The 21,395-nt window shown below is 67.9% G+C and carries 15 protein-coding genes and 2 pseudogenes; 8 read left to right on the top strand and 9 right to left on the bottom strand.

Annotation, left to right across the window (positions count from 1 at the left end; genetic code table 11):
• The first annotated feature begins 233 nt into the window (after window positions 1–233).
• Window positions 234–1,463 (top strand): MFS transporter, encoded by a 1,230-nt coding sequence (locus ACFQ6S_RS07240; RefSeq protein WP_383404681.1) that lies wholly within the window; start codon window positions 234–236, stop codon window positions 1,461–1,463.
• Window positions 1,464–1,577: 114 nt separating this feature from the next.
• On the opposite strand, the gene ACFQ6S_RS07235 is transcribed toward ACFQ6S_RS07240, so the two are convergent.
• Window positions 1,578–2,642 carry a glycoside hydrolase family 5 protein gene (locus ACFQ6S_RS07235; protein ID WP_383404679.1) on the bottom strand — a complete coding sequence of 355 codons (1,065 nt, stop codon included), beginning with the start codon at window positions 2,640–2,642 and terminating at the stop codon, window positions 1,578–1,580.
• 290 nt (window positions 2,643–2,932) lie between these two features.
• On the opposite strand from ACFQ6S_RS07235, the gene ACFQ6S_RS07230 reads away from it, so the two are divergent.
• Entirely contained in the window at window positions 2,933–3,448 is a 516-nt protein-coding gene (locus tag ACFQ6S_RS07230; RefSeq protein ID WP_383404677.1) for a hypothetical protein, read from the top strand.
• On the opposite strand, the gene ACFQ6S_RS07225 is transcribed toward ACFQ6S_RS07230, so the two are convergent.
• The 3 genes and pseudogenes from ACFQ6S_RS07225 to ACFQ6S_RS07215 form a co-directional block, all read right to left on the bottom strand.
• Window positions 3,427–5,322 carry a glycoside hydrolase family 76 protein gene (locus ACFQ6S_RS07225; protein ID WP_383404675.1) on the bottom strand — a complete coding sequence of 632 codons (1,896 nt, stop codon included), beginning with the start codon at window positions 5,320–5,322 and terminating at the stop codon, window positions 3,427–3,429. The genes ACFQ6S_RS07230 and ACFQ6S_RS07225 overlap by 22 nt on opposite strands.
• A 75-nt stretch (window positions 5,323–5,397) precedes the next feature.
• Window positions 5,398–6,888 (bottom strand): glycoside hydrolase family 76 protein, encoded by a 1,491-nt coding sequence (locus ACFQ6S_RS07220; protein ID WP_383404673.1) that lies wholly within the window; start codon window positions 6,886–6,888, stop codon window positions 5,398–5,400.
• Window positions 6,889–7,121: 233 nt separating this feature from the next.
• Window positions 7,122–7,823 (bottom strand): annotated as a pseudogene (locus ACFQ6S_RS07215) (thioredoxin domain-containing protein).
• A gap of 795 nt (window positions 7,824–8,618) precedes the next feature.
• Here ACFQ6S_RS07215 and ACFQ6S_RS07210 point away from each other — a divergent pair.
• The gene (locus ACFQ6S_RS07210) at window positions 8,619–9,293 is read left to right on the top strand and encodes a DUF4232 domain-containing protein (protein WP_383404671.1); all 675 of its coding nucleotides are present in this window, start codon (window positions 8,619–8,621) and stop codon (window positions 9,291–9,293) included.
• Between the two features lie 409 nt (window positions 9,294–9,702).
• On the opposite strand, the pseudogene ACFQ6S_RS07205 reads toward ACFQ6S_RS07210, so the two are convergent.
• A pseudogene (locus ACFQ6S_RS07205) lies at window positions 9,703–10,125 on the bottom strand (SAM-dependent methyltransferase); the annotation flags it as partial.
• 577 nt (window positions 10,126–10,702) lie between these two features.
• On the opposite strand from ACFQ6S_RS07205, the gene ACFQ6S_RS07200 reads away from it, so the two are divergent.
• The gene (locus ACFQ6S_RS07200; RefSeq protein ID WP_383404669.1) at window positions 10,703–14,788 is read left to right on the top strand and encodes a discoidin domain-containing protein; all 4,086 of its coding nucleotides are present in this window, start codon (window positions 10,703–10,705) and stop codon (window positions 14,786–14,788) included.
• Between the two features lie 67 nt (window positions 14,789–14,855).
• Window positions 14,856–15,083 carry a GyrI-like domain-containing protein gene (locus tag ACFQ6S_RS07195; protein ID WP_383404668.1) on the top strand — a complete coding sequence of 76 codons (228 nt, stop codon included), beginning with the start codon at window positions 14,856–14,858 and terminating at the stop codon, window positions 15,081–15,083.
• A 75-nt stretch (window positions 15,084–15,158) separates the two neighbouring features.
• Here the strand turns inward: ACFQ6S_RS07195 and ACFQ6S_RS07190 are convergent, their stop codons facing one another.
• Window positions 15,159–16,106 carry a PLP-dependent cysteine synthase family protein gene (locus ACFQ6S_RS07190; RefSeq protein ID WP_383404666.1) on the bottom strand — a complete coding sequence of 316 codons (948 nt, stop codon included), beginning with the start codon at window positions 16,104–16,106 and terminating at the stop codon, window positions 15,159–15,161.
• Between the two features lie 249 nt (window positions 16,107–16,355).
• Between ACFQ6S_RS07190 and ACFQ6S_RS07185 the strand changes: the two genes are divergently transcribed.
• Window positions 16,356–17,057 carry a hypothetical protein gene (locus ACFQ6S_RS07185; protein ID WP_383404664.1) on the top strand — a complete coding sequence of 234 codons (702 nt, stop codon included), beginning with the start codon at window positions 16,356–16,358 and terminating at the stop codon, window positions 17,055–17,057.
• A gap of 195 nt (window positions 17,058–17,252) precedes the next feature.
• Here the strand turns inward: ACFQ6S_RS07185 and ACFQ6S_RS07180 are convergent, their stop codons facing one another.
• Complete coding sequence (locus ACFQ6S_RS07180) at window positions 17,253–17,717, bottom strand: hypothetical protein (protein WP_383404662.1); 465 nt, start codon at window positions 17,715–17,717, stop codon at window positions 17,253–17,255.
• A gap of 487 nt (window positions 17,718–18,204) precedes the next feature.
• Window positions 18,205–19,023 carry an SAM-dependent methyltransferase gene (locus ACFQ6S_RS07175; RefSeq protein ID WP_383404660.1) on the bottom strand — a complete coding sequence of 273 codons (819 nt, stop codon included), beginning with the start codon at window positions 19,021–19,023 and terminating at the stop codon, window positions 18,205–18,207.
• A gap of 548 nt (window positions 19,024–19,571) precedes the next feature.
• Between ACFQ6S_RS07175 and ACFQ6S_RS07170 the strand changes: the two genes are divergently transcribed.
• The gene (locus ACFQ6S_RS07170; protein ID WP_383404658.1) at window positions 19,572–19,883 is read left to right on the top strand and encodes a WhiB family transcriptional regulator; all 312 of its coding nucleotides are present in this window, start codon (window positions 19,572–19,574) and stop codon (window positions 19,881–19,883) included.
• Window positions 19,884–20,040: 157 nt separating this feature from the next.
• On the opposite strand, the gene ACFQ6S_RS07165 is transcribed toward ACFQ6S_RS07170, so the two are convergent.
• Entirely contained in the window at window positions 20,041–20,253 is a 213-nt protein-coding gene (locus tag ACFQ6S_RS07165; protein ID WP_383404656.1) for a DUF4287 domain-containing protein, read from the bottom strand.
• A 151-nt stretch (window positions 20,254–20,404) separates the two neighbouring features.
• On the opposite strand from ACFQ6S_RS07165, the gene ACFQ6S_RS07160 reads away from it, so the two are divergent.
• Window positions 20,405–21,367 carry a threonine/serine dehydratase gene (locus ACFQ6S_RS07160; protein ID WP_383404655.1) on the top strand — a complete coding sequence of 321 codons (963 nt, stop codon included), beginning with the start codon at window positions 20,405–20,407 and terminating at the stop codon, window positions 21,365–21,367.
• Window positions 21,368–21,395: the final 28 nt, after the last annotated feature.

Raw genomic sequence — 21,395 nt, 5'->3', positions numbered from 1 at the left:
CCCCGTCCATTCGAGAGCACCAAAGGGCATGACACAGATCACGTCGACACACGCCCCGATCTTGGAATGCCCGGCTTCCCGCCGCTGCTGCACTGTTGACGGGCTCGCCCTGTGTGGGGGTGCGCTGGGCAACGGTGCTCGACGCGGCCGGCCGAGGTGGATGTACCCACGACCTCGGCCTTCTTCTGCTCCCTCGTCCCTGGACCGCTGTCTTCGAAAGGTTCTCCCGCACCATGCCTCTGGCTCTGCTGGCCCTGGCTGTCGTCGCTTTCGGCATCGGCACGACCGAGTTCGCCACGATGGGGCTGCTGCCCCAGATCGCCGACGGGGTCGGGGTGTCGGTGCCCCACGCCGGCAACCTCGTGTCGGCGTACGCGCTCGGTGTCGTCGTCGGTGCCCCCGTTCTGACCGGCATCGGTGCACGCATACCGCACAAGAAGCTGCTGCTGCTGTTGTCGGGGCTGTTCGTGGTCGGCAACATCGCCTCCGCGCTCGCCCCGAACTTCGGCCTGCTGTTCGCCGCGCGTTTCCTGGCGGGGCTGCCGCACGGGGCGCTGTTCGGCGTCGGCGCCGTCGTCGCTTCCCGGCTGGTCGCCCCCGAACGGGCGGCACGCGCGGTGTCGATGATGTTCCTCGGTCTGACGGTCGCCAACATCGTCGGCGTTCCGGCCGGCACCGCGCTCGGCCAGCAGCTGGGCTGGCGGTCCGCCTATGTCGCCGTCGCCGTCATCGGGCTCGTCGCGCTCGCCGCTCTGGCCGCGTTCGTCCCGCACCAGTCCCGCGGTCAGCAGGCCGGCATCCGCCACGAGGTGCGGGCCATGAAGAACCGGCAGGTTGCGATCGGCCTGGCCACGGCAGTGGTCGGATTCGGCGGCTTCTTCGCCGTCTACAGCTACCTCGTGCCGATGCTGACGCACCTGACGGGCATCTCCGACACTTCGACCACCCTGGTCCTCGCGCTGTACGGCGTAGGCATGACGGTCGGCACACTGATGGCCGGCCCCCTCACCGACCGCGCCCTGCGCCCGACTCTCTACGCCGGGCTCGCCCTGCTCGCGGCCGGCCTGGTGACGTTCTACTTCACGGTCCACAGCACCATTCCGGCCCTGGTCACGATCACCTTCATCGGTGCGATGGGTGCCCTCATCACCACCCCCGTGCAGATGCTGCTGATGGCGAAGGCAAAGAACGCCCCGACGATGGCCGCTGCCTCCAATCACTCCGCCTTCAACCTGGCCAACGCGGGCGGCGCCTGGCTCGGCGGGCTGGCCATCTCCGCGGGCTGGGGCTGGGCCTCACCGAACCTCGTCGGCGCCGCCCTTGCCGTTGCGGGCCTCGGCCTGGCCTTCACCGGCGGCCTCATGGACCGGCGCGGCCGACATGCCGAGAGCTCCGAAGTGATCACGTCGTCCGCCGCGGAAGCCCCGATGGAGGCGGCACCCGCCGCTCCGGCCAAGGGGTGACCCCGCCTACGGCGCCACCTCCAAGGATGAGGTGGCCTGTGTGAGTCAGCCACACAGGCCACCGGTTCGATCACGCTCATTTACGCTCGCCCATTACCTGTTGTCCGGAGGCCATTACCAGCTGTCCGGCGACATGATGCGCTCGCGAATCCAGACTCCGGCCGGCTTGAGCGGCGAAGTGCCGGTCCAAGGGCCGGACCTGTCGCACGTTCCGGTCTTGAAGACGGCTCCGGTGCGGTTGTCGTCGGAGAAGTTCCAGTTCGTCCAGCTGACCTTCTTGGCGGCCATGAGGTCGAGGTAGCGCTGCGACATGGCGAAGTCGTTGCTGCCTTCGCCGGCGTAGTTCTGGGTGCCGAATTCGGTGACGAACACCGGGAGCTTGTCGGCGGCGCGGGACAGGGTCGCCAGGTACTCGTCGCGGTGCGAGTACGCGTAGAAGTGGAAGGTGTACATGATGTTGGACGCCCTGACCGGGTTGTTCACCACCTCCGACTCGTCGGCGCCCTCGGAGACACCGAACGAGGACCAGGCGCGGGTTCCGACCAGCACGGGAGCGTCGGAGTCGATGTTGCGGATCGTCGGGATGATCTGCTCCGCGTAGCTCTTGACGCGCGACCAGCTCACGCCGCTCGGCTCGTTCGCGATCTCGTAGAGGACGTTGTTCTTGTCCGTGTTGCGGTTGGCGATGTCGGTGAAGAACTGCCGGGCCTTGCTCAGGTTGGCGTGGGGGTCGCCGGGGGTGAGCATGTGCCAGTCGACGATCACGTACATGCCCCGGTCGGTCGCCTGCTGGATCAGGGAGTTCGCGAGGTTGGTGAAGTGCTGCGGGTTCGTCTCGTATCCGCCCTCCTGTACGTAGGTCGAGACGCGCAGGACGTCGGCCTTCCAGTCGCCGGCCAGGGCGTCGAGTGAACCGCTGGTCAGGCAGTGCGGGTACCACTGGGTGCCGTGGGTGCTCATGCCCCGTAACTGGATGGGGTTCCCGCGGCTGTTGCACAGCTTGGTGCCACAGACCCTGAGTTGTCCGTTGACGGAAACCGGCGAGGCAGCCGTGGCACGCTGATCGGTGCTGGCCGCTTGGGCGGAGCCGATCGGGATGAGGCTGAGCAGAAGCAGCAGGATGCTGCCGAGCGCGGCGGCAAGCGCACCTTGCCGTAGCGAGAGATGAGATGCCCTCATATGAACCTCGTTCATGTGAGTGATTGATAGGAAACTTTCCTAATGGAGGAAAGCAGAGCCTTCTGAGGGCTTCAAGGGTCCTGTCGCCGTCCACTTCAGCTGCGGCATTCACAGGGATCTGTTCGCCTACATGAATGCCGATATGAATGCGGTGCGCCGCGGAGTCAGCGCGGCCCAGGTGTTCCGCTTTGTCCTCTGGCCAACGCGCGTAGATCGCGGGCACCATGCTTCCCGCACCACCTGCACAGCCGCCCTCACGAAGCACGGCCCACCGCAGGAAGGTCCCTCAGATGAAGGTCACCAAGGCCTTGAAGCTCCGCTCGGTCCTGACCGCCCTCGCCCTCGTCATCGCCCCCGGAGCCGCCGTCATCGGCACCGCGGGCGAAGCCTTCGCCGTCACCAAGATCAGTCACGCAACGGCGACCTCAATGTTCCAGCAGGTCGGCATCACCTGGTCGTCGTCCGGGAACTGCTCCAACCGCAACAACGCCACCTGTACGTCCTTCGAGCAGCTCAACCTGGCGACCGCCCAAGGCGCCCAGACCCTGAAGCGTGCCAGCGGCTGCGCGCTGAACATCACGGGCGGCACCGAGACCGGGCACGCGTCCGGCACGTACTCGCACTGGAACGGCCACAAGCTCGACTTCAGCAAGTACACCTGCGTCGGGAACTACATCAAGAACAACTTCACCTACATCGGCCTGCGCGGCGACGGCGCACCGCAGTGGCGTTCCGGCTCCGGCAACATCTACGCCGACGAGGGCAACCACTGGGACGTCCTGTACTACAACTGCGGCGGCTGCTGAACCCTGCCGCACGGAAGCGGCGCCCAGGTTCGTTCCGCAGCAGTCAAGGCCTCCAAAGCGCTTGCCTGGGTGCGCCAGTCCGACGGGTTGGGAGTGGTGCCGGACCAGCGTTGGCCCAGGCGGTTCAGGGAGTCCCGGTCGTTGGTCCAGATCGAATCGGCCTGCCTTTCGGCGTACGCCCGATAGGCGGCCGATCCGGTCGCGTCCGCCAGGTCCGCCAGGTGACGCATGAAGATTCCCTTGAACTGCTTCTGGTTGTCGTCGCAGGAGTTTGTCGCGATGTCGCACGACTCGGTCAGAATGCCGTCGCGGGTAAGAGTCGGCGAAGAGATCGCGGTGTCGGCCAGGTGCGTGGCCGTTTCCAGGTATCGGTTGTTCCCGGTGGATCGCCACAGTTGAGTGAAGGCACCGATGGCCAGGCCCTGGTTGTAACTCCACACCGTCTGGCCGTTGTTGGCGCAATCCCTGGTCAGCCCGTCGTTGACCAGACCCGCGGAGTTGATCACCCCACTGGCCAGGTACCAGTCCGCCGCCGTGACCGACCGGTCGCCCCACATGGTGTCGCCGCCAAGCCGCTGGTGCAGTGAGGTGGTGAGCCACAGGTACAGACCGTTGGTCACGGCGTTCTTGTACGTGCGCTCCCGGTCCCACCACACGCCGCCACCGCATGAGCTCGGGTCCCAGAACTGGTGGACGTAGTCGGTGATGGTGATCGCCTCGTCCAGATACGGGCGCTCGCCGGTGTAGTCGTACGCCGTGATCCAGGCCACCGCCCACCAAGCCGCGTCATCGACGGCGCGGCTGATGAAGTGGCCCTCGACCGGGTCCGAACTGCGCGTGCCCGCCGGGAAGACGCCGCGGTTCTGCTCGAAGGTGCGAGCGATCACCCAGTCGTAGTCGTGCCGCCCGGTCTGCTCGGCGAAGTCGATGACCGAGGTGAGCGCGACGGCGGAGTTCCACCAACTGCCGTGCCACCAGCCCTCGTTGGTGTGGTACGACGCCAGCAGCGCGTCCGCCGCCGCGCGCGCCCGGGTGGGTGTGGGCCTCGCCCATGCCGTACAGCTGCCCTCCTGGTGGGAGGCCTCACGGCCGCACGCGCGGACCGCCCCGCCGTACAACAGGCCACGCGGGTCACGGGTCGCGAACATGGCGGTCCGGGTCGAGGACGTCCCGGACGGCACGCTCTTACGGCCGAGGGAGGAGCCCTCGGGCCAGGTCGCGCCGGCGTCCCAGGAACGGTCGAGCCAGATCTCGTCGCCCGCGCCGCCGCCTTCGATCACGCCCCAGGCCATGCCGTTGCGCTGGTCGACGTGCAGGCTGATGGTGCGGCCGAAGAGGGTGGTCGAGGGGACGGGAGTGTCGTCGCCGGATGCGGTGGTGGGATCGGCGCCGTCGCAGGACGTACCGTCGCAGACCTGTGGGTACACCCAGTCGGTGCAGTTGACTGCGCCGCCGTCTCCGCAGGCACGGATCCAGCCGCGCCGATGACCGACCGGGTCGGAGACGTTGAACATCAGCGTGCGGGTGCCGGTCCAAGTGCCGGGGATGCTCGCCTTGCCGAGCAGCGGCTCCCAGGTGGCGCCACGGTCCCACGACCGGTCGAGCCAGACCGAGTCACCGCGCACACCATGGTCGATGCTCGCCCAAGCCATGTTGTCAGGGTCGGAGACATGCAGTCGGAGGATGCGACCGTTGATGTTCTCGTCCGGTACAGGGAACGTGTCCCGCTGTGCCTTCGCGGGGTCCAGCGTGTCGCACGCCAGCGCGCAGACGGTCGGCGCTGCATGGGAGGGCGTGGGCAGGGCGACCGGTCCGGACAGGGTGAGTGCCAGGACCAGGAGGCCGGTCCATGTGCGATGTCTCCGTGCTGACATGACGACGTACCCGCCATTTCTCCGTCAGGGTCGGGTCGGGGGGAGCGACACCCTGCGGTGCCGTGAACGCTTCTGCTACGGCGCCGTGTTGAGCAGGTCGAGGGCGCTGTGCTGTCGTGCCGCGTCCACCCCGTCGATCGGGCCGGACCAGCGCAGTCCGTACTGATCGAGCGCGTTGCGGTCGCTTGTGCGGGCACGGTCTGCCTGGCGTTGCAGATAGGCGCTGTAGGGATGCTCCGGCAGCGCGGCGTTGAGTTTGCCCAGACCGCGCACATGCGCGCCCTTGAAGGACGGCCCGTCGGCGCCGCAGTCGCCAGCCTCGCATGGGTCGCGCAGGATGCCCTCGGTGGTGTGGAGGGAGGGAGCCGTGGTCGCGGCGTCGGCGATCTGTCGTGCGCGAGTGAGCAGTTCGCTTTCCCCCGTGGCCCGGTGCAGCTCGGTGAGGGCGCCGAGCAGAACCCCTTGGTTGTACGACCAGACGGCCTGGCCGTTGTTACGGCAAGTGGCCAGGTCGATACCGTCGTTGACCAGATTCGAACCGTTGATCATTCCAGTGCCCTGGAACCAGGACCAACCCGCACGGGCCCGCTCCCGATACGTCGTGTCGTCCGGAATCCGGTTGTGCAGGGCCGCGTTGAGCTGGATGTAGAGGGAGTTGGCGATGGCGTTCTTGTAGGTCTTCGCCGTGCTCCACCACACTCCGCCGCCGCAGGTGCTGTCCCAGTACGCCGCCATGTGGTCCGCGTCGGTGCGGGCGGTGTCGAGGTAACGGCGGTCGCCGGTCAGGTCGTAGGCGGCGACCCACGTCAGACCCCACCATCCGGTGTCGTCGATGTAGTCGTTGCGGAACTGCCCGTCCTGCGCGTTCAGATTCAAGTCGTAGGTGCGGGAGATCGCGTACGAGTAACTGCCCATCCCCGACACCCGGATGTTGTCGATCACCGAGGTCAGGGCATTGGCGGAGTTCCACCACCCGGTGGTGTCGAACAGGCCGGTCGAGTAGTTGTAGAAGGTCATCAGACCGGTGGCCGCCGCGGTGCGCCGGTCGCCGGAGTTCCAGGTGGTGCGGGCCCACGCGGTGCACGCGATCTCGGCGCGATCGCCTGCTTTGCCGCAGGCACGCAGGGCGCCGATGCCGTGGTTGTTCCAGTCGTCCACGTTGTACATGAGCGTGCGCCAGCCCCGTTGACCCGAGGGAACGGTGGTGTCGCCGAGCTTGCTTCCGGAACTCCAGGTACGGCCGCCGTCGAAGGAGCGGTCGAGCCACACCTCGTCGCCCGGGCTGCCGTTGCCGATGGACGCCCAGCCCATCGCGTCGGCGTCGTCGAAGTGAAGCACGATCGACCGACCGTGGAGGCTGGTCGTCACCGGGATGCGGTCGCCGGGGGAGAGGGCGGGATCACGGGCGTCGCAGTACTTGTTGCAGATGGCGGCCGTGGTGGTGGCAGTGCCGGCGGCGGACGCCGACGGCGAGGCGGTGGCCGCCAGCAGCGCGAGGGCGATCGCTGCGGCCGAGCGTCCGACGGTGCGGGGAATTGGTCTGCGGAATCTTCGTACGGGAGTCATGGGGCCTCCCAGTCAAGGCAACGCCCCCTGCTTCGCCGACAGCCTGAAGACGCCGGTGAAAGCGACAGTGCGGGGACCTGCTGTGAGTGAAAGAGAGCGCTCTCGGAAGGTAATGACGGGACGACGGGCCGTCAATGGTACGGGGATGCACGCGTTCCCCAACTGGAGTCGGCGCGTGGCGAGTTCGGTGGCCGGGTGGGGAGCCGCGGTGCAGGGCCGCGGTGCAGGCCCGCTCATCTTGCAGGCTTCGACAGTCCGGCCTGAGCGGCCAGCACTCGTTGCCTGGCTTGCTCGACTGTCTGCGTGAGGGCTGCGATGTCGTAGGCGCACTGGTGGCGGCGTCCGTTGATGAAGAACGTCGGTGTGCCCGACACCCCGATCAAGTCCGCGGAATCAACGTCCTCGGCGACGCGCCGCGCACCCCGGCGCTGCTCCACGTCGTCTCGGAACCGTGCCATGTCCAGACCGAGTTCCTGCGCGTACCGCAGCAGGTCCTCGATGCCGAGGGCGTCCTGCCGTGCGAAGAGCTGGGCGTGCGTCTCCCAGAACTTCCCCTACCGCGCGGCCGCTTCCGATGCTTCCGCCGACAGCTCCGCGTCGGGGTCCACATCCGACAGCGGCAGGTGTCGCCAGACGCAGCGGACGTCGTGCTCGTGACCCAGTAGTTCCCGCACGACCGGCTCGGCCTGCCTGCAGTACGGGCACTCGAAGTCGCCGTACTCCACCACGGTGACCGCCGCCTTCTCAGGGCCGCGGATCCGGTTGGGGTGGACGTCGACGGCCACCGCCAGATCCGTCGGCGTGCCGGTCGTGCCCAGCAGGGCCCGCGCCCTGCGGGCCTCCGGCAGCAGGCCGATCACGCCCGAGACGGCCCGTAGGTGGCCATGAAGTACGTGGCCGTACCCGACCGGCACCTCCTTGGCGGCCCCGGACATCTTCCAGCCGCGTGCCACCAGCTCCGAGAGGACCACGTCCAGAGGCTTTCGCGACTGGTCCGGGCCGGACGAGGACGAGGAGGAGTCCGTGCCGTCGTGCGACCAGGAGACCTCCCAAGGGGACAGTCGCGCGGTGAGAGCGGCCAGCTTCCGCTCCTTCTCCGTCCCTCCCGGGCGGGGCGATGCGCCGGAGCCCAAGTCCGCCACTCCGGCGGCCTCGGCTGCCGCTTCCAGGTCGGCCCGCACGTCCTGCCGGCCGCCGGGAGTCGGCGAGGCGGTGGTCGAGGAGACCTCAGCCGGGGGCGGAGAGCGCGGCGCCGCCGCAACCGGTGACGAGCGCCGCCCCCGCGACGGCGGTCACGAGCCGTCGGGCCCTGGTCGGGTGATACGCAGGCGCTCTTCTTTCGGGGCGTGGTCACCGCGTGCGGTTCAGCCGGTTCCGGGGTGATTGTCGATATCGCGGACCCGGATCGTCGCACAGGGGCTCCCTGACCTGCGCAGGGAGGGGTTCCCTTGAGTGGGTGTGGTCGGCTGAGCCGCATGGTTGCGGCCCGGGGTGGGCGTGGGATGAGTGGGCGCGCGTGGGCTGCGCCGTCGGGTACGCCGCGTCGCTGCCGCACGGCGACGCGGCGGTCGCGGCAAGGGCCGCCGGCCTCTTCCGGTGCCGTTGCGCTGGGGCGCTGTCGCAGTGTCACAAGCGTGTTCGGAATCGGATCCTGCTCGGTGTGATCAGGCGGAAGCATCGTTCTCATGCGGCACGATCACCGGAACGTTCCGACTCTCGGGGGATTTCTCATGGCTTACGCAACTCGTCCACGCCGTACCACCGTGGTGCTGGCCGCTGTCTCGCTCGGCATCATGGCACTGACGGCATGCAACGGAGGTGGCGAGAAGGACACGGCCGATTCGAGCGCGGCAGCGACCCCGTCCGCTGCGGGTGCCGACAAGGGATCCGGCGAGTCCTCGACGGCCGGCCCAGGCGATGGCGCCAAGGCCGACGGTGACACCGCCGACAGTGGTGGCAGCACCCCGCAGGCGTCGGAGCCCGCGGCAGGCGACGGCCAGGACGGAGGCGTGGGCATGTGCGAGACAGCCGACTTGAGCTACAACGTCACCGTCGCGTCCAAGCCCGTCAACCACGCCTTGCTGACGGCGACGAACAAGGGCAGCGCCTCCTGTCTGCTGCCGGCAAACGAGCTGGTGATCACGATTCCGGGGCTCGACGGGGCCGCCGAGCACGCGGGACCGGAGGGCAAGGACTGGATCCTCAAGTCCGGCGAGACCGCATACGCCGGGATCATGTTCTCGCGCGCCGACACCGCGGGCGGCAAGAGTGCCGAAAAGGTGGAGATTGCGCTGACGCCCTCCGAGAGCCCCGCGACGGTTCCGATCAACGACGGCCCCGTCACGGTGAACGACGGCCAGGTCACCAGCTTCTTCGGCACCGCTGAGGACGCACTGACCTACTGATCGCCCGTAGGGCAGAGTTCGTCACGGCCCGTGAGGGAACCGGCCACTCGCAGCCTTGGACTCGCTCCAGCGGGAGGTGGGGGAGGGGCGGGAGTTCAACCTGGAGGGATCGTCGGGACGGACGATCCCTCCACGGCGGACCACAGCCATGACGCCACTTTTGAATGTGAACTCGCCGGACACGGGGTCCAAGGCGAAGACCTCACCGAGCAGCCCCTTGCGGGGTGGCGGCCACAACAGCGCCCTCACCCCGCCCCGGCACCCCAGATCGCGGCGACCAGCCGACCCTCACGGACCGGCTCACCTTCGGCGGCAACATCATCGAGACCGGAACCGACTCCTACCTATCGGGGTTAACGTGCCTGCGGCCATGCTGTGGCTTGCCGGCAGGCAATCGGGGTGCTCCGGATCAGGTGCGGCGTGCGGCCCACACGCGATGTTCGGTGCGTATCGCAAGGTCGTCGCGGCGCAGGATGCTGTGCGGGCGTCCCGTGTCGAGGAGTTGGTCGAGTGTGGTGAGGTCCTCGCGTGAGAGCTCGGTGGCGGCGGCGTTGCGGATGCGTTGCAGGCCGCTGAGGGCGTAGCGGCCGATCGCTTCGCTGCGGAAGCCCTCGACGTTCACGGCGATGGTGCGTTCGCCCTCGAGCGTGAAGCCGGCGGCGGTCAGCATCGGGCCCCGGTCGGCGGCGCGGTGGGGCATGTGTTCGGCCTGGAAGCGGTCGGTCGCGGCATGGCAGCGCTCTTCCAGGCCGGGTCGGTCCTCGGGGGCGCTCTCGGGCAGGAACCGCGGGAAGCCGGCCAGCTCCACGACGGTGAACAGGGCGCCGGGCGAAGCCACCGAGGCCGTAGCCGCCCGATGACCGCACAGGAGTTGGGCGCACAGCGAGAAGACCGCTCGTGCCCGGGAGGGTGTCCGGCACCGTTATCGCGGTGCCGGACACCCTGCGACCACCAGCCCAATCTCGGAACGTTGTTCAGTAGCTCATGTGATCGTCGCATATGCAATGTCTCGAACAGGAGCGGCGCCGCGCATGGACCCGGCCTGCGGCGTGTGACTGCAAGATCGGCCGACGCCGGCGGTCCTTCTCCCGGGCAGGCGGCGCCTGACGACTCCGTGATCACGTGCCTGAAATGGCCTATCCGTAAAGGATCTTCGCGCGGCGCATCGGTGTCGTCGCCTCGGCGGATTTCCGAGTCTCGGCCGAACGCGCAGCGCCCGGAGGTCGGATCCGACCGTTCGCTCCAGTCATACTTCGCGAACCCTTATCCAGCGACGCATGAAGCAACCTACGTCTCAGGGGTTGACAGAAAACGCTGAGCGACACAGCCTTTGGCAACGTTGTCATCCGGTTCGGCGCGGGGCGTGCGGAGCCGGTTCGGCTTGCGCTTTTTGATGGGACGTCACACACATGACAGATCTGTCGGGTCCGTCGCGCCTCCCGTCGCGACGGACTGTTGTCACCTCGGGAACCACGCTGCTGGCCGGGTTCGGCCTCGGTTCCGTGCTCCCCGGGCCGAATGCTGCTGCCGCCCCCACCGGCGCACCGCTCGCACCCGCCACACCAGGCGAGTTGGCCCTCTACCGACCCGTCTCGGTCTCCTCCACCGCCTACGCCGCCACGCCCGGCTCGTTCGTCGTCGACCGGCTCGCCTCCCCGGGCGTCAAGGGCAGCGGATGGCGCGCCGAGGGAGGCGACCCGCAGTGGATCGCCGTCGACCTCCAGGAGACCTGCGAGGTCACCCACATCCGTCTGACCTTCGAGGCAGATGCCTCCGACCCGGTGTACACGCCCCCCACCACCGGCAATGTGCACAGCGGCACCACCGGCAAGGAGATCCAGTCGAGCTATTCGCTGGTCTTCGCGGTGGAGACCTCTCTCGACAACAAATCGTGGGCCACGGTGTACCGCACCACGGCAGGCACCGGCGGCGTGGTGAACGTCCAGCTCCCCCGCCCCGCCCGGGCCCGCTGGGTGCGCATGACCTCCCAGAAGCGGTCCAGCCCACTGGCCCTCGGCCTCAACGGCTTCGAGGTGCACGGCACCGCCAAGGGCCAGCGCCCCTCGGCCACCGGCTGGACCGACTGGGGTTCCCGCCCCGGCAAGGCACCGAAGCTGTCGGTCGCGGACGACGGGACCGTGCCCGTGGAGTCGGGCTGGCGGCTGACCATGGACGACTGGGCCGACGCGGACGGCGCCGGCCTGTCGAAGACCTCCGTGGACACCAGTGGCTGGCTGCCCGCGAGCGTTCCCGGCACAGTGCTCGGCTCGCTCGTGGAGCAGGGCAAGCTGCCCGACCCGGTGTCGGGCCTGAACAACCTGCACATCCCGGAGGCCCTCTCACGCCACTCGTGGTGGTACAAGCGGGACTTCGCGCTGCCGCGGGGTCTGCGGACCGGCGCCGGACGGCACGTCTGGCTGGAGTTCGACGGCATCAACCACAAGGCTGAGGTGTGGCTCAACGGCAAGCAGGTCGGCGACCTGACCTACCCGTTCGCCCGCTCCGCCTTCGACGTCACCCGTCACCTCGACGCACACGACGAGAACGCGCTCGCCGTGCGGATCACGCCGATGCCGGTGCCTGGCAGCCCGGGGGACAAGGGCCCCGAGGGCGAGGCATGGGTCGACGCCGGCGCACAGCAGATGAACCTCAACTCCCCGACCTACCTCGCCTCCTCTGGCTGGGACTGGATGCCCGCCGTACGCGACCGCGCGGCCGGCATCTGGAACCACGTCCGGCTCAGATCGACCGGGCACGTCGTCATCGGCGACCCGCGCGTGGACACCGTTCTGCCGAAGCTGCCCGACGTATCGGTCGCCGAGGTGACCGTCGTCGTACCGGTCCGCAACGCCGACGACGCCGACCGCCGCGCGACGGTCACCGCGGCCTTCGACGGCGTACGGGTGTCCAGGACCGTCACCGTGAAGGCGGGCGAGCGCGTCGACGTCGTCTTCGCCCCCGACGTCTTCCAGCAGCTGACGCTGCGTAACCCGAAACTGTGGTGGCCCAACGGTCTGGGCGAACCCCACCTGCACGACCTCACGATGACGGCCTCGGTCGACGGCCGGGAGAGCGACCGGCGCACCACCCGCTTCGGCATCCGCCAGTTCGGCTACGAGTACGACACGCCGCTGCCGTTCACCGCGTCCGGCGACGCCTACACGCAGACCGTGACCTTCGACCGGCAACAGGCCCGGCACGTCCGCATCCGCTGCATGACCCGCGCGACCTCCTGGGGCAGCTCCCTGTGGACCCTTGCCGTCGGCGACAGTGTCAGGCCGGGCGTCGACCTCGCCCTGCACGCCGCCGCCGAGGCCTCCAGCACCGACCAGGACGACCACGGCGCGGCCAACGTCACCGACGGCGACGCCGGCACCCGCTGGTCCAGCTCCTACGAGGACGACCAGTGGATACGCGTCGACCTGGGCTCCGCGCAGTCCTTCGACCGCGTCGACCTCACCTGGGAGCAGGCGTACGCGAAGACCTTCGTCGTCCAGGTCTCGGCGAACGGCTCGGACTGGACCGACGTGAAGTCCGTGGACAACGGGGCAGTGCCGTTGCCGTTCAGCAACGGCAACGCCAGCCTCCAGGTCGAGGACTTCGACCGGCGGGCCGGGCGCTACATCCGCCTCAACTGCGGCCTGCGCAACACCAGTTGGGGTAACTCCCTGTGGAGCTTCAGCGTCATCGACCAGAGTGACCCGGGCACCGATCTCGCCCTGCGTCAGAAGGCCACCGCCTCCACCGAGGAGTCCGACCACCCCGCGTCCCACGCCACCGACGGCGACCCGGGCACCCGCTGGTCCTCCGCCTACGAGGACCACCAGTGGATCCAGGTCGACCTCGGATCCTCGCGGACGTTCGACCGCATCGCCGTCGTCTGGGAGAGCGCGTACCCGAAGACGTACGTCATCCAGGTGTCCGACGACGGCGAGAACTGGACCGACGTCAAGTCCGTGTCCAACACACCCGACCCGCTGAAGGTCAGCGTCAACGGCGTGCGCGTGCTGGCCCGCGGCGGCAACTGGGGCTGGGACGAACTGCTGCGCCGGATGCCGGCGGAACGCATGGACGCGGCCGTGCGCATGCACCGCGACATGAACTTCACCATGATCCGCAACTGGGTCGGCAGCAGCGACCGGGAGGAGTTCTTCGCCGCCTGCGACCGGCACGGCCTCCTGGTGTGGAACGACTTCCCCAACGCGTGGGGCATGGACCCACCGGAGCGTGAGGCGTTCATCTCGCTCGCCCGCGACACCGTGCTGCGCTACCGCATCCACCCGAGCGTGGTCGTCTGGTGCGGCGCCAACGAGGGCAACCCCCCGGCCGCCATCGACAAGGGCATGCGCGAGGCGGTGCAGGACCAGGTCCCCGGCCTGCTCTACCAGAACAACTCGGCCGGAGGAATCGTCACGGGCGGCGGCCCCTACGGCTGGGTGGAGCCGGAGAAGTACTTCGACCCCATGACGTACGGCAGCAAGGACTTCGGCTTCCACACCGAGATCGGCATGCCCGTGGTCTCCACCGCGGCGAGCGTGCGCAACATGACGGGTGACGAGCCGGAGTGGCCCATCGGGGGCGCCTGGTACCACCACGACTGGAGCGAGCGCGGCAACCAGGCGCCGCAGAATTACAAGGCGGCCATCGCAGCACGCCTCGGCGAGTCCGGAGATCTCGACGACTTCGCCCGCAAGGCGCAGTTCGTCAACTACGAGAACACCCGCGCCATGTTCGAGGCGTGGAATCACAACCTGTGGGACAACGCTTCCGGTCTGATGCTGTGGATGTCCCACCCGGCGTGGCACAGCACGGTCTGGCAGACCTACGACTACGACTTCGACGTCAACGGCACCTACTACGGCGCCCGTTCGGCCTGCGAGCCCCTGCACATCCAGGCCGATCCGGTGAAGTGGCAGGTCCTCGCGGTCAACCACACCTCGACCGACCTGCGCGGAGCCACCGTCGCCGCCCGACTGTTCGACCTGACCGGCCGGCAGCTCGGCACGACCAGGACGGTACGGCTGGACGTCGAGCGGGCGGCCACCGCGAAGGCCTTCACCGCGGAGTGGACGAACGACCTGCCGGACCTGCACCTGCTGCGGCTCACACTGACGGACGCCAAGGGCAGGGAGGTGTCACGGAACACCTACTGGCGCTACCGCGACACCTCGGCCCTGCGGACCCTGAACAGGGCCAGACAGGTGAAGCTGACAGGCGACATCACCAAGGTGTCGCGCTCCGGTGACCGTCACGAGCTGACGGCGACGATCCACAACCGCGGATCGGCGGTGGCCGCCATGGTCCGGCTGTCCCTGTTGGAGGAAGCCCACGGCCGCCGCGTCCTGCCGACGCTGTACAGCGACAACTACCTGTGGCTGCTGCCCGGCGAATCCCGCCAGGTCACTCTGTCCTGGCCGTCGCAGGCCTGCTCGTCACGGCACCCGGTGCTGACCGCGCAGGCCTACAACAGCCCGGTGACCACACTGCGCGGCTGAGCTCCCCGTGTCCTGGCCTGGCCGCCCAGGCCAGGACACGGTTTCGCGCGGGCTTGCATCGGCCACCGTGCACGAGCTGCGACTGCCGCGTCGGACCGCCGCCGTCGCCACCCACATCGGGCCGCACGACGACATCGACCTCACCTACGGCGCAGTGGGCTCCTTCGCTGCCCGCAACGGGCTGCGCGCCCAGAGCATCGTCGAGGAGGTCTATCTCGTCGGGCCGCGCGACACCGACCAGCCCGATCGCTGGCGCACCCTCGTCGCATGGCTGATCGAGTCCGACATCGACTGATCTGCCCGTCCGGCTGCTGCCGATCGCCCGGCGGCTTCTCGAGGTGAACCTCGAACGCCCCGCAGACACCTGACGTCAGTCGATGAACAGATCGCCCGTGAGGTACTTGAGCCCGGTATCCGGGGTGATCGTCACGACGACGTGTCCTTCTCCGATCTCGCGGGCCAGGTGAAGCGCGCCGGCGACGTTGAGGGCGCCGGAGGTGCCGGTGAAGATGCCTTCCCGCCGAGCGAGCGGCAGGGCCAGCCGACGGGCCTCCTCTTCGTCGATGGCACGGGCTTCGTCGAATGAGCCTGCTGTGAGCAGCGGTGGGACGATCCCGGTGGCGATTCCTTCCACCCGGTGCGGTCCGGCCCTACCGGCGGTCAGCATCGGCGAAGAGGTCGGCTCGAGAGCGACGGTGCGTACCGGACCACCCTCGCGCAACGACGCGGAGACGCCGGCGAACATTCCGGCTGTGCCGACGGCCGCACAGAAGACGTCCACCGTCACACCGTCGCCACCGGTCTGCTGAAGGATCTCGCGACCGAGGACCGCATAGCCGGTGAGCGCATCCCGATTATGGAACTGATCGGTCCAGAAGGCGCCCTCGCGCTCGATGATCTGGTCGACTTCTTCGCGCATACGCACGAAGAGTCCGGGCGTGATCTGACCTTCGTCGCTGGGCACCACGGTCACATCCGCACCGAACGCCCGCATCGTGCGCAGCTTCTCCGGCGCGAACGCGTCCGAGGTCACGATCGACAGCGGATACCCCTTCACAGCGCAGACGAAAGCCAATGAGGACCCCGTACTGCCGCCGGTGAACTCCACGACGCGCTGCCCGGGGTGCAGGGCACCGCGACGTTCCGCGCCCTCGATAATGGCCAGAGCCATCCGGTCCTTATAGCTGCCGGTGGGGTTGCCCCCCTCCACCTTGACCAGGACGTCAGCCGCTCCCTCGGGTACGACCTGACTCAGGTGCACCAGTGGCGTCCCGCCGATCGTCTGCAGAGACGAGGACCGAATACCGGGCAAACCCATGGGACTCCTCGCTCACCTCGCGATCCGGAATTCCGGACCGGCCATCGCGGCAGCGGCCGTGAACAAGCCCAGGCTAAGGCCGTCCCGCAATGATCGAGGGCTATGCGTCGTGGTGTCGCCCAGCGGCCGCTCAACCGCTGATGCCAACAACCTCGGGGGCGGGCCCCAGCGTCTAGGAACGACTCGTGATCACAAAGGCGAGTGCTGCCGTAGACCGGGCGGGCGGTTCTGGGAGGAATATGATCACGGGTGGGAGAGACGGAGCGATTGAACTGCCGGCGCGGGCCGGGTCGTTGGTCGTGGGGGAGCGGTGAGGCCGAGCGGGCGGCGGCCGGGGAGACTTCCGAGGAGCGGGCGGCCGCCTGGGAGTCGCTGTTCGAGGGACTGAAGCCCACGCAGAAGCTGCTGGATGCCTGGGCACGCGGACTGTCGCTCAACGCGTCCACCCCGGCGGACCTGCGGCCCACGCTGCTGGAGAGATCCCACTACACCATCTACCGGCCCATGCCTGCGGAAGTCGTGGAAGCCATGCTGGTTCACCCGAACTGGAAACTGCGGGCGATGGCGGCCGAGGTCCAGCCGTACATCACCTCGGAGCAGTGGTCCCGGGTGATCCTCGGCGAGGAGGACGAGCGCCGTCGCTGGATCCTCACCCTGCTGGCCGCCGGGCCGAACTCGACGAGGGCACCTGCCGAAGGCTGGCGGCCGACCCATCCTCGGCGCGGACCAGTCGATCGGGCCGCGGCGACGGATGGAAATGCGCCTACGTCATTGGTGGTCGGCCCATGCGGCGCGGACAGGCGACCAAGCGCAAGCTCACCCACTCGCCTCCCCGCCGCGGGCATCAGGGAGCAACCGCATAGCTGCCCAGGGCCACAGCACGGCAAAAGCTACGCCAGATCGCTTGCGACCTGTACGGACCGTCAAGAAGTCCTGCTGGCAGTCCGTTGAAGCGATGCTTCTAGGAGTGTGGCCCACGCATTGCCCATGGCCGTGAGCAGAAGAGATCGAAACGAAGACACGCCCCATCTGGTACAGGCCTTGCACGCGGCTAGAGGGTCAACGGCGCGGGGCCAAGCGCCGACGCGATGATGTCGCCCCGGATCCGATCGCCGCAGGAGTTGGCCTGCACATCGAGGCTTCAGGTCAGTCGGAAGTGAGGTCGGAGCGCATGGCCGTACGCAGATTGTCGAGTGCCTCCCTAACGTTGCTCATGGCTGATGGCCACTCAGGGTCAGCGGCGATGTCGGCTCCGTCGAAGCGGTCTCGTAGGTCTCGGATCCGCATGAATGCCTGGTTGGCGTCGTCGCCGAGACGTTGTGGAGCGATGATCAGCATCTGGTAGCGCAGATGGTAGGCATTGGTCGATCCGAGAATCTCGCCTGCCTGCTTCATTCGCTCTTCCCTGGTTAGACCGGCGCTGCGCTTCAGGTCTCGCAGGCGATGAGTGGTGAGCGAGAGCGTCCCGAGATATTCGGCGTAGAGCTGCTGCTTGACTGCGCGTTCGCGAGCCGAGTTCTCCCGATGCCATCGCGATCGTTCGGCGAGGAGTGTGGTGCTGACGCCCAGGATGGCGCCGAGTGCAGTGCCGGCAAGCGTTCCCCAGTCCACAAGGCGATGTTAGGGGCGGGATGCGATACAGCCCAGAGACTTGGTGTCATTCGAGATCCGAAGACCTGAGCTTGGGAAGCCGAATGATTTAAGGGGCCGTTGCTCGGCTGGTATGGACGGGAGCTCTGCCGGTGTTTGTCCGCTTGCTGAATTGGTGCCCGGTGTTACGCGTGGTTCGCCGCACGATCTCGAACGGGTCTGGCATACCTAGTACGGATGGCAGAGCCAGTGGCTAGCATCCTCCACGTCGAGGAGTGTCATGGCACTGGGCGTGAAGGCGCGCATCGCATCGTCATCGACGGCATGGCGTACCGCTGGCGACTGCGACTGCGACTGCGACTGCGACTGCGACGCCGGCCGATGGCCGTGAGCACCCCCTGACATGGTTGAGCCCACGGGCGGGGTCGCTTCCACCCCGTCCCCCTCTGCACGGAGGCTCTCTGTGTCGACTCAGTGTCGGAGCCGCAACTGCGTAGACGGGGCGGGCTCAAGGCTTGCGCGCCAGCCCGGCCGTGATGAGGTGCTCCCAGACGGTAAGTTCCCTTTCACCAGCATCGTTCCATTGACTGCTGGTCGCTTCTGGGCGCCATAGGGATGCGGGCACGATGCCGGGGTCGAGGATCTCCAGACCGTTCAGCAGGTGCTCGATCTCCTCGTCGCTGCGCCACCGGCCGCGGCCGAAGGTTTGCTGAAGGACCTTCTCGGCTTCCCTCGTCTCCGAGTTGTTGCCGGAACGGAAGTGGCTGACGAAGAAGCAACTCCCGGACGGCACGCGGTCGCGCCAGTAGCGGACGATCCGTGCCGGGTCCTCGTCGTCGTTAACGTGGTGAAGGATGGCGCTGAAAATGACGGCCACAGGATGTTCGAAGTCGATCAATTCCTGGGTGTCCGGGTGTTGATAGACATCCTCCGGATTGCGAACGTCGGCGGCGACCACTCGGGTCCGGTCGTTCTGCTCCAGCAGTGCGCGGCCGTAGACCAGCACTTGAGGATCGATGTCGACGTAGATGACGCGGGACTCCGGAGCGTGTCGCTGTGCAACCTGGTGGACGTTGTCGGCTGTCGGCAGACCGCTGCCCAGGTCGATGAACTGCCGCACGTCGGTCGTCGTCACGATCTCCGTCACCGCCCGGGTCAGGGCTGCGCGGTTGGCGAAGGCGATTCCGACCGAGCCGGGGAGGTCCCGTTTGAACACATCGCCGATCTCGCGGTCGACGGCGTAGTTGTCCTTCCCGCCCAGCAGGTAGTCGTAGACACGCGCGATACTGGGCGTGCTGGCGTCGATCGAGATGCCCTCATCCGTCATGACCACCATCTTCGCCCGTGACAGACCCTCCTGACCACCCGATTGGGAGCAGGAACGGAAGGACCGTCAGGGATTGCAGGCGCACTCTCCGTTCGTCCAGCCAATGGTGGCAGCCCCCCTTGGAGCCGGAGGGTACGTCGCGGCCGGAGAACCTTCCCCCATACACGACCGTGCCTTGAATCAAACTCGGAACTCTTGAAATCGACCGAGCCCGAGCCCGGTCAGCTCCTGCGGCCCAGCGGGGCCGCCCGGCCCCCTGGAGACATTTCGGTGCTGCCGGCCATCGCAGCCTTCGCCCCGCCCGGGCCAGGTCGAGGCCCTCGCCTGTCGAGTCTGCCTCGTAGCCGGGTCCTCGGAGCAGTCATCGCCGGCAAGCGGATGCAGCTATAGCGCTACCGTCCGCACCAGGCAAGCACCGCTCACCCGAAGGTGTGACAACGTACGGCAGGGTCGGCAACAGCCGCTGAACGACGTAGTGTCATATGCCGGTTGCCTACAGCATGGTGGCAACCGGCATCTCCAATCCAGGGGAGAGGACGGCATCACAGATGGCGGGCACCGACTGGAGTGAACGTGGACTGTGCCGGACTGCCGACCCTGACGACCTGTTCGTCGAAGGGGCAGCACAAAACCGGGCCAAGGCATTCTGCGGCGGCTGCCGCGTACGAACCGAGTGTCTCGCCCACGCCTTGGACGAGCGCATTGAGTACGGCGTGTGGGGAGGCATGACCGAGCGGGAACGGCGGGCCCTGCTGCGGCGGCGGCCGACCGTCACCTCCTGGCGGCGCCTGCTGGAAACGGCCCGCGCTGCACACGAGCGCACCACCGGCACAACAGCCTTGACTCTCAAGGCGAGTTGACCCCGGAGCAGGGCCACCCTTGTAAAGAGACCTGGGAGACCGGAGAGCACACCAGGCTCATCTAGTCGGGGTGCCCGCAATGCAACGGCAACCGCACGGCCGCCGTAGGGCAATCCTGACGGCCCGACGGCGGCGGTGTATCGGCGCTCCCGCCTGACTACTTGCCGGCGTCCTCGGCGAGGGTGTGTGCCACGAGGGCGTTGGCGTGGCCGTGGCCGAGGGCGTGCTCGGACTTGAGCCAGTTGACGAGCTCCATGTGCTTGGTGAGCGGGGAAGTGCGGATGAGTTCCTTCCACTCGGCGATCGGGCGGCCGTACTTCTTCTCGATGGAGGGGAAGTAGGCGGCGGGACCCTTCACTTCGGCGGCCATCGGTGTCCTCGATTCCTGGCTGTTGGTGTGTTGTCGATCATTCGACCGGCGAAGACCACCGAAGTCATCGCTGCAAGCAATGTGTACTGGATCACGGCAGCCGACCGGAGGTGACCATTGGCGAGTGCCGCCGGCGCTACGCTGGTGTGCCGTGCGGGAGACGCGCCTGAACACCGCCCGGATCCGGGCCGCCCGCCGGGTGATCGACCCGGCCTTTCTCGACACTCCGCTGTACCGCTGCGAGGCGCTGGAGCCCGGCCTCGGGTGCACGGTGAGCATCAAGCTCGAAACGGCGAACCCGGTCCGCAGCTTCAAGGCCCGCGGCACCGAGGTGGTCGCGAGCCTGCTGGCCGAGCATGGACGGCGGGCCGTGGTGTGCGCCAGTGCGGGCAACCTCGGCCAGGCCCTCGCCTGGTCCGGCCGTGGTCGATCCCTCGACGTCACCGTCGTGGCATCCCGCTTCGCCACCGCGGCCAAGCTTGATCGGATCCGAGCCATGGACGCGACGCTGGAACTGGTGGACGGCGACCATGAGATGGCGCGCGAGCGGGCGGCGGTCATCGCTCGCCACGACGGCATTCGGCTGGTCGAAGACAGCCTGGACATAGAGACCTGCGAGGGCGCGGCGACCATCGGTCTGGAGCTGGCGGACACGGTGCCGTCCTTCGACACCGTGGTGATTGCTCTCGGCGGCGGGGCGCTCGCCACCGGTGTGGGGCATGTGATGAAGGCGTTGGCGCCCGAGGTCGAGGTGATCTGTGTCCAGCCGCGAGGCGCACCGGCGATGACACACTCGTGGCACAAGCGGCGCGTCGTCACGACCGACTCGACCGATACCATCGCGGACGGCGTCGCCGGCAGATGTCCCATCCCGGCCGTCCTGGACGACCTCCTAGTGGTCGCCGACGACGCCGTCCTGGTTCAGGAGGCGTCGATCATCGCCGGCATGCGGATGCTCCTCGACCACGCAGGCCTAATCGTCGAACCGTCGGCCGCACTCGGGATCGCGGCGGTCCTCGAAGATCCTGACCGCTTCGCCGGCAGGCACGTGGTCACCATCGTGTGCGGCAGCAACGTCGACATGGACGCCTATCACCGCTGGGTGGGCCGATGAGTTTCCGGCGCCCGGACGGTCGTACAGG

The organism is Streptomyces sp. NPDC056479, from assembly GCF_042795335.1.
In the GTDB taxonomy this organism is placed as follows: domain Bacteria; phylum Actinomycetota; class Actinomycetes; order Streptomycetales; family Streptomycetaceae; genus Streptomyces.
This window is presented reverse-complemented; position numbering and strand designations above follow the sequence as displayed.

Bases quoted from the DNA above. Each gene is read 5' to 3' on its own strand.
- ACFQ6S_RS07190 (WP_383404666.1), bottom strand. From the start codon at position 16,106: ATGGGTTTGCCCGGTATTCGGTCCTCGTCTCTGCAGACGATCGGCGGG.
- ACFQ6S_RS07210 (WP_383404671.1), top strand. From the start codon at position 8,619: ATGGCTTACGCAACTCGTCCACGCCGTACCACCGTGGTGCTGGCCGCT.
- ACFQ6S_RS07220 (WP_383404673.1), bottom strand. From the start codon at position 6,888: ATGACTCCCGTACGAAGATTCCGCAGACCAATTCCCCGCACCGTCGGA.
- ACFQ6S_RS07170 (WP_383404658.1), top strand. From the start codon at position 19,572: ATGGCGGGCACCGACTGGAGTGAACGTGGACTGTGCCGGACTGCCGAC.
- ACFQ6S_RS07230 (WP_383404677.1), top strand. From the start codon at position 2,933: ATGAAGGTCACCAAGGCCTTGAAGCTCCGCTCGGTCCTGACCGCCCTC.
- ACFQ6S_RS07235 (WP_383404679.1), bottom strand. From the start codon at position 2,642: ATGAGGGCATCTCATCTCTCGCTACGGCAAGGTGCGCTTGCCGCCGCG.
- ACFQ6S_RS07225 (WP_383404675.1), bottom strand. From the start codon at position 5,322: ATGTCAGCACGGAGACATCGCACATGGACCGGCCTCCTGGTCCTGGCA.
- ACFQ6S_RS07240 (WP_383404681.1), top strand. From the start codon at position 234: ATGCCTCTGGCTCTGCTGGCCCTGGCTGTCGTCGCTTTCGGCATCGGC.
- ACFQ6S_RS07175 (WP_383404660.1), bottom strand. From the start codon at position 19,023: ATGACGGATGAGGGCATCTCGATCGACGCCAGCACGCCCAGTATCGCG.
- ACFQ6S_RS07200 (WP_383404669.1), top strand. From the start codon at position 10,703: ATGACAGATCTGTCGGGTCCGTCGCGCCTCCCGTCGCGACGGACTGTT.
- ACFQ6S_RS07165 (WP_383404656.1), bottom strand. From the start codon at position 20,253: ATGGCCGCCGAAGTGAAGGGTCCCGCCGCCTACTTCCCCTCCATCGAG.